This is a genomic window from Halorubrum sp. ASP1 (assembly GCF_005435135.1).
Taxonomy (GTDB): Archaea; Halobacteriota; Halobacteria; order Halobacteriales; family Haloferacaceae; genus Halorubrum; species Halorubrum tropicale.
The window spans coordinates 474,131-489,056 of record NZ_SGUA01000002.1 but is presented as its reverse complement, the minus strand read 5'-3'; the positions used below and the strand labels follow the sequence as shown (position 1 = coordinate 489,056).

At 71.0% G+C, this 14,926-nt stretch carries 14 protein-coding genes and 1 tRNA gene; 5 read left to right on the top strand and 10 right to left on the bottom strand.

From position 1 onward, the window contains the following. The 5 genes from pheA to EXE48_RS04925 all read right to left on the bottom strand — a co-directional run. Positions 1-804: prephenate dehydratase (pheA, locus tag EXE48_RS04945; protein ID WP_137710879.1), on the bottom strand; the 804-nt coding region annotated here is incomplete at its 3' end. A gap of 89 nt (positions 805-893) precedes the next feature. Further along, positions 894-2,105, bottom strand: coding sequence for a DR2241 family protein (locus tag EXE48_RS04940; protein ID WP_137704697.1), 1,212 nt, complete (start codon positions 2,103-2,105; stop codon positions 894-896). 2 nt (positions 2,106-2,107) lie between these two features. Then, positions 2,108-2,977 carry a CbiX/SirB N-terminal domain-containing protein gene (locus EXE48_RS04935; protein ID WP_053771861.1) on the bottom strand — a complete coding sequence of 290 codons (870 nt, stop codon included), beginning with the start codon at positions 2,975-2,977 and terminating at the stop codon, positions 2,108-2,110. 113 nt (positions 2,978-3,090) lie between these two features. Then, positions 3,091-3,618 carry a DUF7523 family protein gene (locus EXE48_RS04930; protein ID WP_053771862.1) on the bottom strand — a complete coding sequence of 176 codons (528 nt, stop codon included), beginning with the start codon at positions 3,616-3,618 and terminating at the stop codon, positions 3,091-3,093. A 105-nt stretch (positions 3,619-3,723) separates the two neighbouring features. After that, the gene (locus tag EXE48_RS04925; protein ID WP_137710878.1) at positions 3,724-5,340 is read right to left on the bottom strand and encodes a BCCT family transporter; all 1,617 of its coding nucleotides are present in this window, start codon (positions 5,338-5,340) and stop codon (positions 3,724-3,726) included. A 184-nt stretch (positions 5,341-5,524) separates the two neighbouring features. Here EXE48_RS04925 and EXE48_RS04920 point away from each other — a divergent pair, with 184 nt between their 5' ends. The 5 genes from EXE48_RS04920 to EXE48_RS04900 all read left to right on the top strand — a co-directional run bounded on the left by EXE48_RS04920 (position 5,525) and on the right by EXE48_RS04900 (position 9,268). Further along, a complete protein-coding gene (locus tag EXE48_RS04920; RefSeq protein WP_053771864.1) occupies positions 5,525-5,860 on the top strand; it encodes a hypothetical protein in 336 nt (111 codons plus the stop codon). A gap of 66 nt (positions 5,861-5,926) precedes the next feature. Further along, a complete protein-coding gene (locus tag EXE48_RS04915; protein WP_137710877.1) occupies positions 5,927-6,451 on the top strand; it encodes a copper resistance protein CopD in 525 nt (174 codons plus the stop codon). Positions 6,452-6,666: 215 nt separating this feature from the next. Next, on the top strand, positions 6,667-8,313 hold the full coding sequence (thsB, locus tag EXE48_RS04910) for a thermosome subunit beta (RefSeq protein WP_137710894.1): 1,647 nt from the start codon (positions 6,667-6,669) through the stop codon (positions 8,311-8,313). A 262-nt stretch (positions 8,314-8,575) separates the two neighbouring features. Then, a complete protein-coding gene (locus tag EXE48_RS04905) occupies positions 8,576-8,830 on the top strand; it encodes a glutathione S-transferase N-terminal domain-containing protein (RefSeq protein WP_137710876.1) in 255 nt (84 codons plus the stop codon). Positions 8,831-8,908: 78 nt separating this feature from the next. Then, on the top strand, positions 8,909-9,268 hold the full coding sequence (locus EXE48_RS04900) for a DUF192 domain-containing protein (protein ID WP_053771867.1): 360 nt from the start codon (positions 8,909-8,911) through the stop codon (positions 9,266-9,268). Positions 9,269-9,286: 18 nt separating this feature from the next. Here the strand turns inward: EXE48_RS04900 and EXE48_RS04895 are convergent, their stop codons facing one another. From EXE48_RS04895 to EXE48_RS04880, 5 genes are all read right to left on the bottom strand, one after another. Beyond that, entirely contained in the window at positions 9,287-10,813 is a 1,527-nt protein-coding gene (locus EXE48_RS04895; RefSeq protein WP_137710875.1) for an ATP-binding protein, read from the bottom strand. A gap of 87 nt (positions 10,814-10,900) precedes the next feature. Then, positions 10,901-13,498, bottom strand: a complete 2,598-nt coding sequence (locus EXE48_RS04890) for a DNA topoisomerase I (protein ID WP_137710874.1) — start codon at positions 13,496-13,498, stop codon at positions 10,901-10,903. A 103-nt stretch (positions 13,499-13,601) separates the two neighbouring features. Further along, positions 13,602-13,769 (bottom strand): hypothetical protein, encoded by a 168-nt coding sequence (locus EXE48_RS18715; protein ID WP_167551904.1) that lies wholly within the window; start codon positions 13,767-13,769, stop codon positions 13,602-13,604. A 388-nt stretch (positions 13,770-14,157) separates the two neighbouring features. Beyond that, complete coding sequence (locus EXE48_RS04885) at positions 14,158-14,652, bottom strand: hypothetical protein (RefSeq protein WP_137710873.1); 495 nt, start codon at positions 14,650-14,652, stop codon at positions 14,158-14,160. A gap of 179 nt (positions 14,653-14,831) precedes the next feature. Beyond that, positions 14,832-14,913: transfer RNA gene (locus tag EXE48_RS04880), tRNA-Ser, on the bottom strand. Positions 14,914-14,926 lie beyond the last annotated feature (13 nt).

Below are 14,926 nucleotides of genomic sequence, written 5' to 3'. Positions count from 1 at the left end.
GTCCAGCACGTGTTCGGTGTCGTACGAGCCGAGCACCTTGACCCAGCCCTTGTCGGCGATGGCCTCGACGTCCCCGACCGCCTTCGCCATGTGGTCCTCGTAGAGGCCGGCGTCCACGTCGAAGTGGAACAGGTAGTCGCCGAGGCGCTCGCCGCTCGGGCGCGACTCGATCCGGGAGAGGTTGAGGTTGCGGTCCGCGAACGACTCCAGCAGTTCGAGGAGGAGACCCGGGTAGTTCGCGTTCGGGTAGACGATCAGCGTCGTCTTGCCGCCGGCGTCGGAGCGCGCGGAGTCGGGCGCGACGACGAGGAACCGGGTCGCGTTGGAGGTCTGATCCTGGATGTCCGCGGCGAGGATGGAGAGGTCGTCGCCGGCGTTGTCCGGGTGGCCGATGCCGGCGACGCGGGCGTCCTCGCGGGCGCGCTCGACGCCGCGGGCGGTGGAGGCGACCGCCTCGAGGCCGGCGTCCGGGTACTCGGCCTCCAGCCAGTTGCGGCACTGCGCGAGCGCCTGCGAGTGGCTCGCGACGACCTCGAAGGCGTCGTCCTGCGCGAGGAGGGCGTGCCGGATCGGCGTGACGACCTCGCGGGTGACCGACACGTCGTACTCCGCGAGCGCGTCGAGGCTCTCCGTGACCGACCCCTCGATGCTGTTCTCGATGGGGACGACGCCGCGCTCGAACTCGCCGTCGGCGACGGCGTCGACGATGGCGGTGACCGATTCGCGGAACGACACCTCGGCGGCGACGGCGCGCGCGGCGCGGTGCGAGTACGTGCCGGCGGGGCCCAGGGTGACGGCGTTCATCACCCCACCGTACCGGGGGCGGTGAGAAAAGCCTGCGGGGCGCGGCGATGTTTCGGGTGCGTCCGGTCGGATTCGAGCCGCGGGGCAGGTCACTCCTCGTCCGGGTCGGTCGGCACGCCGCCGAGGTTCCCCTCGTCGTCGAACAGCTTCGCGCGGAGGAACCGCGTCCGGAAGCGGTTCGCGCCCTCCTTCGTGTCCGCCTCGCGGATCTCGTCGATCCGGCCGTCCGCGACGGCGTCGATAACCTCCTCGACCTGCTCCTTCTCGCTCGGGGTCAGCTCGAACTCGTAGGTCCGCGGCTGCTCGCTCTCCAGCCGCGTCCACTTCCGCGCGGCCGACACCACCACGGAGCAGGGCTCGCGGCAGGGGAAGGCGCCGTCGCCGCCGTCGACGTCGAGGTCCGTCTCGTCGTCGTACTCCCACTCGCGGCGCTTGAGGCACTGCGAGTCGTCGCAACAGGCCTCCGCGACCCAGTTGACGTGCTCGTACCCCTCGCCGCGGTCCCACGTCTTCACGACGCCGTAGATGCCCGACTGGCGCTCCATCGTCTCCCGCCAGTGGTTCACGTCGAGTTCGCCCTCGCGCTCGCGGTGCCAGTTGGCGACCGTCGCGGGGTATATCGTCTCGACCGTCTCGTAGAGCTCGCGGGGGCCGAGGTCGGGGAAGACCCAGCCGCCCGCGAGCGACGGCGCCGTCTTGAGGGGGCGGTACCGCCCCCTCTCGTCGAAGGTGACCAGGTCGCGCGCGTCGAGCGGGTCGTCGTACGCGTCGAGCTCGTCGACCGGGACGCCCGCGTCGTCGGCGTGACGCACGTCGTAGCGGCGCTCGCCGCGGTCGGTGAGCGTCGCGGTAATCTTCAGTTCGCCCCAGGCGCGCTCGATCCCGGCCGCGAGCGCCGCGTACCGGGTCGCGACGGTCTCGCCGTCGGCGTCCTCGATCCAGCGGAGGAAGGCCCGCCGGGGGCCGAACTCGCCGACGACGCGCTCGAAGACGTACCAGTCGGTGACGGCGGGCGCGCGCTCGGCGAGCGCCTCGTGGAGGTCGCGCTCGCTCATCCCGGTCGGCCGGCTCCCGTCGGCGAGGACGTACTCGTCGGGCGAGCCGCCGGGCAGCTCCTCGTCGGTGCCCTCGGTGCCGCGCGCGACGCTGAACCCCTCGAACCGCAGGGGCTCGCCGGGCTCTAACTCGTCGAGCGCGTCGAGGACCGCGTCGAACGCGTCGCTCGGGAGGTCGATCTCGGGGACCTCGGGGTCGTCGCCGCCCGCCTCGCCGCCGTCGGTCGCGGAGGTGGAGTCGGCCACGGTCAGTCCCCCGTGGCGACGCGGGTCGTCTCGCGCACGTCGTCGAGCGCGCTCCCGAGGTCGGCGCCGGCGTCGGCCGCGCGCTCCAAGACCACGTCGGCCATGAGCGGCTCCGTGCCGACCGCGCCGGCGTACCAGATCCGGGTGCCGTCGACCGTCTCGGGCACGTCGTACCCCTCGGTGTGGTCCTCGCAGAGGCCCACGTCCTCGGGGATGTCCTCCTGGGTGTGGTAGCCGTCGGCGATGAAGAGGGGGACCAGGACCACGTCGTCGCTCTCGAAGTGCTCGGGGAGGTCGTCGACCTCGGGGTCCTCGTCCATGTACAGCGCCTTCACCTCGTCGAAGCGGTCGCGCTCCGCGATCCGGTCGGCGTGGTACTCGATCGCCTTCGCCGAGTTCTCGTTGCGCTCGGTGCCGTGGCCGACGACCGCGAGGCCGAACCCCTCGCCCACGTCGGCGTCGTTCGTCACGGACTCCGCGCGGCGGACGATCACGTCGGTCATCGCGCGGTGGGTCCCCACCGGGCCGCAGTAGTGGACCTCCCTGTCGATGTCCTCGGCGACGAGCGTCGCCTGGTCCGCCGAGAGGCCGTCGGAGTCCCATTCCGAGACGTCCCAGCCGGCGAGGCGGAGCTCGCGGGGGATCACCTGCTCGGTGAAGTACCCCTCCGAGATGAACAGCGGGACGACGTACACCTCGTCGCCCTCGACGGTGCGGAGCACCTCTCGGAAGTGCGGCTCCTCCTTCCAGAACCCGGTGCGGACCTCGTCGAAGGCACCGGTGGCGCGGATCGTGTCGGCGTGGTCGTACGTCGGCGCGCTCGACTCGGGGTTGAGGTGGGAGCCGTGCGCGACGATGACGAGCGACTGCATACCCGTACTGGGGCCGCGCCGCTCTTAGGGACTTCGGAGGCTGCGGGGCGTCGAGAACGTGGCGAGGCCGCGACTCGAGTGCGACCGGAAGCGCGGCGGCGGTCGACCGCCCGTCAGGCCGAGTCGGTCGTCGGCACCGCGTCGAGCGACGCCTCGACGACGCGGACCGCGTCCGGCCCGTCGCGCCGGCCGACGACGCAGACGAGCGCGTCTCCCGCGACCCCGGCGGCCGCGACGTCGACGTCCCGGACGGCCAGCCGGCGGAGCGCCGCCGCGAGCGCCCCGGCGTCGACGTCGCCGGTCGCGACGATCGCCGTGCGGTCGCCCTCCGGGACGAGCGCCGCGTCGCCGACGCGGAGGAGCGGCTCCCCGGCGTCGCCCTCGGTCGCGTCGTCGGCCGCCGAGAGCCCGACGCCGCTGCGCATCGAGACGGTCACCGCCCGCGACTCCGCGGCGTACGCGGGCAGGTCCTCACGGAAGCGGCGGAGGGCGGCCGCGACCGCGTCCGGGTCGCCGTCGAGGGGGGCGGCCTCGGCGAGCCACGCGGCCGCGGCGCTGTGGTTCAGGAGTCCGGCGCGGAGCGCGTCGAAGACGAACGGGCGCGATCGAACGGCCTCGCGGGTGTCGGCTGCCAGCGACATAACTCGACGTGCGGGCGTCCGCAGCAAGCCGATTTCGATCGCCGCGGGGCGAGGCGGGGAAATGGTCGGGACGACGATGTGGGATGGTCGCGACGAAGACGGAGGTCAGTCGTCGTCCTCGGCGACGGTCGCGGGCGGGACCGAGGTGCGGTTCGGCGCGCGGTCGGTGTCGTCGGCCGGCAGCGGCTCCTCGGACGCCGACAGCCACCGGACGAACCCGCCCATGGCAACGAGGCAGACGAGCGCGAACGGCGCGCCGGTCACGATCACCGACGACCGGAGCGCGGTCGCGCCGCCGACGACGACGAGGACCGAGGCAATAGCGCCCTGGAGGACGCCCCAGAACACGCGGTTCGCGCCCGACGGCTCCCGGCTCCCGCCGGTCGTGAGCATCCCGACCGCGAGCGTGGAGGAGTCGGCGGAGGTGAGGAAGAACGTCGTCACCAACACGAGGAACAGCAGCTGCCACAGCTCGCCGCCGGGGAACGCCCCGAAGATGACGTAGCCGGAGACGCCGTCGCCGAACTCGCCGACAGCGCCGAGGACGTCGACCGCACCGGACTCCTGAAGCCGGATCGAGGTCCCGCCGACGACGGTGAACCACAGCGCCGAGACCGCCGTCATCGTGCCGAACGCGGTGGCAACGACCGACCGGATCGTGCGGCCGCGGGAGATGCGCGCGAGGAACAGCCCGACGAACGGCGCCCACGCGATCCACCACGACCAGTAGAAGACGGTCCACGCGGCCGTCCACCCCGCGCCTCCCTCGACGCCGCTCCCGGTGAACAGGCTCATCTCGAAGAAGGAGGTCGCGTAGGTGCCGAGCGCCGCGACGCCGACGTTCAGCACGTCGGTCGTCGGTCCGGCGACGAGCGCGACGCCGAGCAGCAGCGTCATGATCGCGATGTTGAACACGGAGAGGCGGCGGATGCCGCGGCTGACGCCGGCCACCAACGAGAGGGTGAACAGGACCGTGATCCCGACGATGACCGCGACGGTCTCCGCGTCGCCGAAGGCGATCCCGGTGCGGAACGTGACGCCCGTCAGGAGCTGCGTCGCGATGAAGCCGAGTCCGGTCGCGATGCCGCCGATGGTGGCGATGACCGCGAGCGTGTCGACCGTCCGGGCGACGACGCCGTCGAGCCGGTCGGGACCGAGCACGGGGTACAGCGCCGTCGACACCCGGAACGGAGCGTCGTGCCGGTAGGCGAAGTACGCGACCGGAATGCCGATCGCGAGGTACCCGCCCCAGGCGCTGACGCCGTAGTGGAAGACCGTGTACGCGACCGCGGGCACCGCCGCCGCGCTCGACTCCGCGGCCACCTCGCCCGCGAACAGCGGCGGGACGGTCTGGTAGTGTAACAGCGCCTCCACGGGACCGAAGAAGACGATGCCGGCCGACAGCCCGGCCGAGAAGAACATCGCCACGTACGACGCCGTCCCGTACTCGGGGTCGCCCTCGCCGAGGCGGACGCGTCCGTAGCGACTGACGAGGAGGTAGCCGGCGGCCCCGACCAGCGCGAGCACCGTGCCGAGGTAGAGCCATGCGAGCCCCTGGCCGAACGTGACGAACGCCGCGTCGATCGCGGCGGCGGCGCCTTCCGTGTCGGCCGCCGTGTACGCGAGGAACGCGAACGTTGCCAGCGCGCCGGCGGCGAAGGGCACGGGATCGACCTCGGATCTGAACGAGCGTATCGACTCGACGACGGAGCGTCCATTCATAAACGAGTGGGTATCGATCAGCAGGGGCTCAACCGGGTTAAACCTGTTTCCGAGCGCGTGTACGTCCGTTTTCGTCCGCGCACCGCGGTCGGAAATCGACGGCGGACCGTCACCGTCGTCGGCCGCGCCGATCCGGCGGCGCGCGGGCGGCAGAGATTCGTGTCGCCGGCCCGTATCCGCGGCCGTGAACCACGTCCCGAACGAGGCGCTGGCCGCGATCGACGCGTTCGGCGAGGGGCACCTCCGCGGCGACCCGCCGCCGGTCCGCGAGCGGTTGCGCTCGGACCTCCGGATCCGGATCGAGGTCAACGACGACGGGCGGACCGCGCGGTGTCGGTTCGAGACGGAGTACACCCGGACGCCGCCGACGCTCCGTGACCGGGATTCGTTCCTCGTCACCTACGTCGACGGGGTCGACGAGCGGCTCCACGAGTGGGGGATCGAGCCCCCGCCCGCGTACGAGTACCGCGAGACTGTCGACGGCACGCACCGGTACGAGGGGACGCTGACGCTCCCGTGACGCCGCGGTCCCGAAGCGCGGCACCGCGGGCCGGAATTTATGCCGGCGTCGGCCGGACGGCACGGTGTGCTGCTCACGACCGCCTTCGTCTTCCACGTGGTCTCCGGCGCGCTGTGGACCGGCGCGACGCTGTACGTCGTCTACGCGACCCTGCCGCGGGCGACCGACGGGACGCTCGGCCGCGCCGCGTTCGTCGACGCCGCCCACCGGCTCCTCATGGTCACGCGGTGGACCGGCGTCGTCCTCCCGGTCACCGGCGCGTACATGATCTGGCGGTTGTACACGCCGCTCGGGACCCTCGCGACGACCGGCCGGGGGTGGGCCGTCCTCGCGATGCTGTCGCTGTGGGGCGCGATGAACGGGCTCGTCGAACTGGGCGTCCTCCGGATGCGCCGCGAGGTCGACCCCGACCTCGGGTGGGGCCGGTACATGGCCGAGGGGTTCCCGGTCGACGCCCTCGCCGGGGTCGGCGGCGTCCCGGGGTCCGCCCGGCTGGCCTCCGTCGCCCGCCCCTACCTGCTCGCGAGCGCGGGGCTGGCCGTCCTGTTGCTCGTCGACGCCGCGCTCCTGGCCGGCGGGATACCGGGATAACGGTCCCGGGGAACGCGAGTATATAAATGCCGCCGAATCGGCGCTCTCGCGCCGACAGAGGGCAATGCTAACTCTCCGCATGAATTTCGGCCCGAGGTGTCGGAGTCCGGTGTTTTCGAGCGAGTCGTTCCGTCGCAGACGGGCTGCGGGCGATAGCCCCTCAACGAGGGATTTATATAGAATCACAATCAATCAAACGCTGTATGAGTCAGCGAATGCAGCAGGGCCAGCCGATGATCATCATGGGCGAGGACGCCCAGCGCGTCCAGGACAAGGACGCTCAGGAGTACAACATCTCCGCGGCGCGCGGCGTCGCCGAGTCGGTCCGCTCGACGCTCGGACCGAAGGGGATGGACAAGATGCTCGTCAACTCGATGGGGGACGTCACCATCACGAACGACGGCGTCACCATCCTCCAGGAGATGGACATCGACAACCCGACCGCCGAGATGGTCGTCGAGGTCGCCGAGACCCAGGAGGACGAGGCCGGCGACGGGACGACCAGCGCGGTCGCCATCGCGGGCGAGCTGCTGAAGAACGCGCAGGACCTCCTCGAACAGGACATCCACCCGACGGCGGTGATCAAGGGCTTCAACCTCGCGAGCGAGTACGCCCGCGAGCAGGTCGACGAGGTCGCGACCGCCGTCGACCCCGACGACACGGAGACCCTGCGTAACGTCGCCGAGACCTCCATGACGGGCAAGGGCGCCGAGCTCGACAAGGACGTGCTCGCCGACCTCGTCGTCCGCGCGGTACAGGGCGTCACCGTCGAGGCCGACGACGGCTCCCACGTGGTCGACCTGGCCAACCTCAACATCGAGACGCGCACCGGCCGCGCGGCGGGCGAGTCCCGCCTCCTCTCCGGCGCGGCGATCGACAAGGACCCCGTCCACGAGGACATGCCGACCGACTTCGACGCGGCCGACGTCCTCCTCCTCAACGACCCGATCGAGGTCGAGGAGGCGGACGTCGACACCTCGGTCAACGTCGACTCACCGGACCAGCTCCAGAAGTTCCTCGACCAAGAGGAACAGCAGCTCCGCGAGAAGGTCGACCAGATCGTCGACTCCGGCGCCGACGTGGTCTTCTGTCAGAAGGGCATCGACGACCTCGCGCAGCACTACCTCGCGAAGGAGGGCGTGCTGGCGGTCCGCCGCACGAAGAAGTCCGACCTGACGTTCCTGAAGAACGTCCTCGGCGCGCCGATCGTCACGGACCTCGACTCGCTCACCGCCGGCGACCTCGCGGTCGGCTCCGTCGAGCGCGACGACGACGAGGAGCTGTTCTACGTCGAGGGCGAGGACGCCCACGGCGTCACGCTCCTCCTGTACGGCACCACCGACCACGTCGTCGACGAGCTCGAACGCGGCATCCAGGACGCGCTCGACGTCGTCTCGACGACCGTCTCCGACGGGCGCACCCTGCCCGGCGGCGGCGCGGTCGAGGTCGAGATCGCGCGCCGCCTGCGCGACTACGCCGACTCCGTCGAGGGGCGCGAGCAGCTCGCCGTCGAGGCGTTCGCCGACTCCCTCGAACTGATCCCCCGCGTGCTCGCCGAGAACGCGGGCCTCGACGCGATCGACCTGCTGGTCGACCTGCGCGCGGCCCACGAGGCGGGCGACCGGAACGCCGGGCTCGACGTGTTCGCCGGCGAGGTCGTCGACACGGCCGACGCGGGCGTCGTCGAGACGGCCCACGCGAAGGAGCAGGCGATCGCCTCCGCGGCCGAGGCGGCGAACCTGGTCCTGAAAATCGACGACATCATCTCGGCGGGCGACCTCTCGACGTCGGGCGGCGACGACGAGGGCGGCGCCCCCGGCGGCGGCATGGGCGGCATGGGCGGCATGGGCGGCGCGATGTGACGCCCGTCGGAGACGAATTCCCACTGCCCGTCAGGCACCGCCTGACGACGCCGACGTAGCCGAGGCACTTCGGAGCCTCGGACGCCCGCGCCGACCGCGATCGCTCGACGACTACCCCTCACGCGCTCCGAGTTTTCCCCGTTTTTCCACCCGCACCGTAGCGTCCCACAGGCCCGAGTCCGCGACCGGGACGGGCCGGCCGTGCGCGCCGGACGCATCCGCGGCCGCACCTCTTTACGGGCCCGGGCCGTACGGTCGGGCGATGGCAAACCTAACGCTCTACGAACTTGAGGGCTGTCCGTACTGCGCGAAGGTGAAGACGAAGCTGTCGGAGCTCGGCTTGGAGTACGAGTCGGTGATGGTGCCGCGGTCGCACGGTGACCGGACGGAGGTCGAGGAGGTCTCCGGACAGACCGGCGTCCCGGTCCTCGTCGACGAGGACCACGGGATCGAGGGGATGTCCGAGAGCGACGACATCGTCGAGTACCTCGAAGAGACGTACGGCGGCGCGAGCTGAGGCCGGCGCGATCGGCCCGCGACGGAGCCGGCTGAGCCCGGCCCCGCAACGAGAGGCTATTTATCCGCCCGGGGCGATGTGGCGGCCGTGCGACTCGTTCACCGTTCCGGGTCGGGGGGAGAGACCGTCCTCGCGAGCGACGTCGACGTCGCGCGCTCGACGCTCGAACAGGCCCGAGGCCTGATGTTCCGGCGTTCGATCCCGGACGACTACGGCCTGGTCTTCCCCTTCGACGAGGCCGACACGCAGTGGCTCCACATGCTGTTCGTGCCGTTCGCGATCGACGCGGTGTGGCTCGCGGACGGCGAGGTGACGGAGAAGAAGCGGCTCGCGCCGTTCGTCGGGCTGGGTCGCGGCCGCGCCGACACCGTCGTCGAACTGCCGGCGGGAGCGGCCGAGTCGGTGGCGGTCGGCGACGAGCTGCGGCTGGTCGAGTGAGCGGGAGGCGCCCGAGACCTACGCGTCGTCCCCGAAGGCGTCGAGGTCGAACGCGTCCGCGTCTCCCGAACGCGGCTCCTCCGCGACGCGCAACGACAGCTCGATCCGGCTGCCGCCGGCCTTGCTCTCGACGATGTCGAGGCTCCCGCCGCCCGCGGTGACGATCCAGTTCACGTACCAGAGCCCGAGCCCGCTCGCGTGGTCGAGCGGCGTCTCCTCGCCGGTGAGGACGGCGCGCTCCACCGGCGGGATCCCCGGGCCGTCGTCCGCGACGACGAGCGAGACCCACGACTCGCTCGGCAGCTCCGCCGCCGAGATCCGCACCCGCGGGTCGGCGGCGTCGTTGTGGCGGACCGCGTTGTCGACGAGTTCGGTGATCGCCTCGGGGAGGAATGCGACCGCGGAGACGACGATCCCCTCGGGGACGTCCACCTCGACGGCGGCGCGCTCGCGGAGGTCCGCCGGGAGCGATTCGAGCGCCGCCTCGACCGCGGCAGAGAGCGCGACCGGCCGCGGCGAGGGGCGCTGGGAGAGCAGCCGCTCAACCTTGCGCGAGGTCTCGCCGAGGCGCAGCAGCCGCTCGGCGGTGTCGACGACCCGTTCGAGCTGCCCCGTGAGCTCTGGGTCGTCGACGGCCTCGATCGCCTGACCGGTGAACCCGGTGACGACGTTGAGGTCGTTCCGGAAGTTGTGCCGCAGCACGCGGGTCAGCACCGCGAGCCGCTCCTCCCGGAGCGACGCCTCCGTGAGGTCCTCGCCGACGCCGACGGCGCCGACGACTCGGTCGCCGTCGGTGACGGGACCGACCGAGAGCCGGTAGGGGACGCGCTCGCCGGAGCGGGTGAGCAGCCGCACCTCGCAGGAGACGGTCTCGCCCGCCCGGTACACCCGCGAGAGCGACTCGCTCACGCGGCCGCGCGTCTCCTCGTCGAACAGCGAAGTGAGCGCCCGCCCCGAGAGCGACGCGGGGTCGTAGCCGGAGTCGGCCGCCAGCCGGTCGTTCCACCGCGAGAGCGTCCCCTCCTCGGTACAGCGGAACAGCGCGAGCGGGACGGTCTCGGCGAGCGCGTCGACGATCCGGCGCTCGCCGTCGCGCTCGCTCTCGGCGGCGACCCGGTCGGTGGCGTCCGAGAGCCCGACGACGAGCCACTCGTCGCCGGCGATGGTCGCCGCGTGGAGCGCCGCGTCGACCCGCAGCCCCGGGTCGCCGAGCCGGAGGTCCCACTCGAACCGCTCGACTCGGTCGTCAGCGCCGTCCGACGCGGGAGGGTCGACGGCCGCCGCGGCGACGGCGGCGACGGACTCCCCCGAGACGGTGACCGCTGTCTCGCCCAGGTCGGGGAGGCCCATCAGCGTCAGCGTGCCGCGGTCGTGGTCGAGCAGGTCGACCGCGGGAGCGTTCGCGGCGCGGATCGCCAGCGTCTCCGGGTCACAGACGAGCGTCGGCGTCGGGACCGCCCCGACGAACGCCCGGAGGATACCGGTCGCGGCGGCGTCGCTCGACGACGACCCCTCGGCCGGAGAATCCCCGTTCCCGTCTCGCATCTAACGGTGATCGAAACACTCCGCGCATATGTGTTTATGGATTTATGAGTCGCGGCGGCCGCGCGACGGCGCTCGGCCCGAGCGGGGTCAGTCCGCCTTCGCCTGCCAGTCGCGGACGGTGTCGGCGCCGACGCCGTCGACGTCGGCCGCGAGGTCGTCCGGGTCGGCGGACTTGAGGTCGTCGACGCCGCCGACGCCGGCGTCATTGAGCTTCTCGGCGGTCTTCTCCCCGATCCCCTCGACGGTCTGCAGCTCCGAGCCCTCCTGGCGGGCCGTGAACTCGCGGTAATTACAGATCGGGCAGCCGAGCTCCCAGGGGTCGTCGCCGGAGTGGACCCGGAGGTGCGGGAGGTCGTGTTCCTCGCAGGTCTCGTCGGTGACCTCGATCTCGCCGCGCCGCGGGAGCGGCAGCGAGTAGTCGCAGTCGGGGTAGCGCGTACAGCCGACGAGCCGCGAGCCGGACCGGAGCCGCTTGATCGCGAGCTCGCCGCCGTGTTCCTCCCCGCAGTCGGGACACGCCCCGATCACCTCGTCCTCCTGCTCGTCGGCCTCGTCCGCCTTACACTGCGGGCAGCCGTGGACGAACGTCTTCCGTCCGGCGAGCATCTTCACGTGGCGGAGGTCGTGGTCCTCGCAGCTCTCGTCGAGGAGGAGCGGCTTCCCGGTCGACGGGAGCGGGAGGGTGTACTCGCAGTCGGGGTAGCCGTCGCAGCCGACGAAGTACGACCCCTGCCGCGACTTCCGGACGAGCAGGTCCGAGCCGCACTCGGGACAGGGCCCGAGCGTCTTGTCTGCCTTCAGCGACGTCTGGAGGTGGTCGCCGACCGCCTCGCGCGACGCGGTGAGGTCGTCGAACACGCGCGAGAGCAGCTCGCGGGAGTCAGCCGTCACCTCGTCGTAGCCCTTCTCGCCCGCGGCGATGGCCGCCATGTCTTCTTCGAGCTGGGCGGTCATCTCCTCGCTCACGATGCGGTCGGCGAACTCCTCGGCGGCCTCGACGACCGCCTCGGCGAGCCGGGTCGGTCGCGGCGGGTCGCTCTCGACGTAGTTGCGGTCGTACAGCTTCTCGATCGTCCGGTGGCGGGTCGCCTTCGTCCCGAGCTGCCGCTTCTCCATCTCCTCGATGAGCCGCGACTGCCCGTACCGCCGGGGCGGCTGCGTCTCCTTGGCCTCGGTGGCCCGGTCCGACAGCGACAGCGTCTCGCCGACCTCGACGTCCGGCACGATCCGCTCGTCGCTGGAGCGGTACGGGTACACGTCGTGGTAGCCGGCCTCGAGCAGCCGCTTCCCGTTGGCCTTCAGCCGCAGCCCGCCGTCCGCGACGAGGTCGGCCGGCCCGGCCGCGTCCTCGGGGTCGCGGAGCGCGGCGAGCCCGTCCGCGTCCGCGGCGATCGGCGTCGCCTCGCCGTTCGCGAGCGCGACCACGCGCAGCCGCTCCCAGGTGGCCGGGTCGGCGCAGGTGGCGAGGAAGCGGCGGACGATCAGCTCGTACACCTCCCACTCGTCGTCGGAGAGGTCCGACGCCGACGGGAGCTCGCCGGTCGGGTGGATCGGCGGGTGGTCCGTCGTCTCCTCGTCGCCCTCGGTCGGCTCGATGTCGCCGTCGCCGTCAAGCAGGCTCGCGGCGTCCGCGCCGAACGTCGAGGCCGCCGAGAGGTCCTCGATCAGTTCCTCGGGCTCAAGATCGTCCGGGTACACCGTGTTGTCGGTCCGGGGGTAGGTGACGTAGCCGGCGGTGTAGAGGTCCTCGGCGAGCGACATGGCGCGCTGCGCGGAGTAGCCGAGCGACCCCGCCGCGCGGATGAACGCGGTGGTGTTGAACGGCGTCGGCGGGTCGTCGGTCTGCGTGCGGCGGTCGACGTCGTCGACGGTCGCCGCCTCGGCCGCGGCGAGCGCCTCGGTGAGCGTGTCGGCGACCGCCTCGTCCCAGACGCGCTCGCGCTCGTTGCCCTCGTCGTTCAGATAGAAGTAGCGCGCCTCGAACGGGTCGCCGCCCGCCTTCGCTAACTCGCCCGTCAGCTCCCAGTAGGACTCGGGGTCGAACGCCTGGATCTCCCGCTCGCGGTCGACGATGAGCTTGAGCGTCGGCCCCTGGACCCGACCGACGGAGATGAAGTCGTCGCCCATCTGTCGGGCGGACAGCGAGAGGAAGCGGGTCAGGGCGGCGCCCCACGTCAGGTCGATGGTCTGGCGGGCCTCGCCGGCGGCCGCCAGCTCGAAGTCGAGGTCGTCGGGGTTCGCGAACGCCTCTCGGACCTCGTTTTCCGTGATCGACGAGAAGCGCACGCGGTCGACGGGCACGTCCTCGTTGACCTCGCGGACGAGCTCGTACGCCTCCTTGCCGATCAGCTCGCCCTCGCGGTCGTAGTCGGTCGCGATGACGACCCGGGAGGCGTTGCGCGCGAGCCGGCGCAGCGCGGCGACGATCCCCTCCTGCGTCGGCGTCTTCGTGACGGGCGCGTCGATCAGCTCGACCGGCTCCACGTCGCGCCAGTCGTTGTACTCGGCGGGGAAGTCGACGCCGACGACGTGGCCGGAGAGCCCGATACACCGCTTGCCGCCCCACTCGTAGACGTTGACGTCGTTGGTCCGCTCCGCGGTCGCGGACTCGCCGCTCAGGATGTCGGCGATGCGCCGCGCCGCGTTGTCCTTCTCAGTGATTATCAGCTCGGGGCCGCGACTCATTGCGCCGAGATAGGCCGCTCCCCCGTCTAAAGCTTTCGCGACGCGAGACTGCCGGCAGGCTCGGGGGCGAACGAACGGCGAGAAGGGACCCGAGGGCGGCCGCTCACCGGGCCGCGTCGTCGGACTCGGCGAGGAACTCCGCGTCGGTCTCCTCTCCGTACGGCTCCGGGGGTTCGTCGTCCGCGTCGAGTTCGCGCCGTGCGAGGTGGTTCTCGAGTTGGCGGCGCTTGTTCCTCCCTTTCCGCTCGCGGCCCGATTTCGTGTCTGGCATCGTCACCCGTGACAACTACACCCACACATATGAGTCTTGTGTCGGTGTGTAGACGAGCCAGCAGTGACGCTCAGGGGTGGCGCGTGCCTGCGAGCGGCCACAGGCCGCGAGCAGCACCGCGCGAGGGAGTCAGTCGCCGGAGCGAAGCGGAGGCGACTGACGAGGCTGGGGAGGCGTGAGGCGCTGTGCGGTCGCTGTCGGGTGGGACTCAAAGGGGCAACCGTGAGGCGTTCGGAGGCGACGCAAGCACCGCAGCGAAGGAGCGGAGCGACTGAGCGAGGAGCGCAGCGAGCGTCCGAACGCCTCACGGTTGGGGCTTTGGAGGCACTCACCGTCGATCCGCGGTCGATTAGTTATAAACCGGCTAACAGCGATGTCCCGCCGGAGTTCAACACCGAGTCTCTCTGGACACGAACCTGCCGGCCGGATCGACGAAGACTGAGATGCCACCGGCAATTCGGGCATAGACCACCACGTAGATACAGCCGCTGTACTCCTCGCCGAGAGGCTGGGTGACGACGGTATCATCCTCGGACGAGTCGGGACTGTCGTCGGGATACCCCGCTTTCACGTCCAGCCACAGCGGCTCGTCACCGTTCCCGAACGGACCTTCGACGACAGCTAAATTTCCGTCACCCCTTTCGGACGCATCGACCTCGAACGAGTCCCAGTAGCGTACGCTCTCGGCGGATCGCAGAACGACTTCGAACGTTCGCGCGACGTCTTGACCGTTTGCGATCTCGATCGTGTCGACGACCACGGGGTCGTTGTCGCTCTCCGTGGAATCACCGCGGAGGTCGGTACAGCCCGCGAGACCGACGAGGCCGACACCGCCGAGGCTCGCGAGGAGCTTACGACGGTCAGTAGAGATATGGGGGACCATTCGCTCAACGGATCTATTTCGGATAGATCTGTTTGTAGTTTTTCACCGTATTTCCGTACTGAATACAAGACAGAAGCGCATCGCGCTCTGAGGATTTCAACGGACTCGAACTGGGTAGACTCGATAATTCCGGACTCGCTCGTCGCTGTCGCTCCTCGCTCGTTGTTGCGACAGCGAAGCGCCAGGAGAGGGATTTGAACCCCCGATCCCGGATGGGAACACGCTTTCCAGGCGTGCGCCTTACCACTCGGCCATCCTGGCTCACGCTTTGATA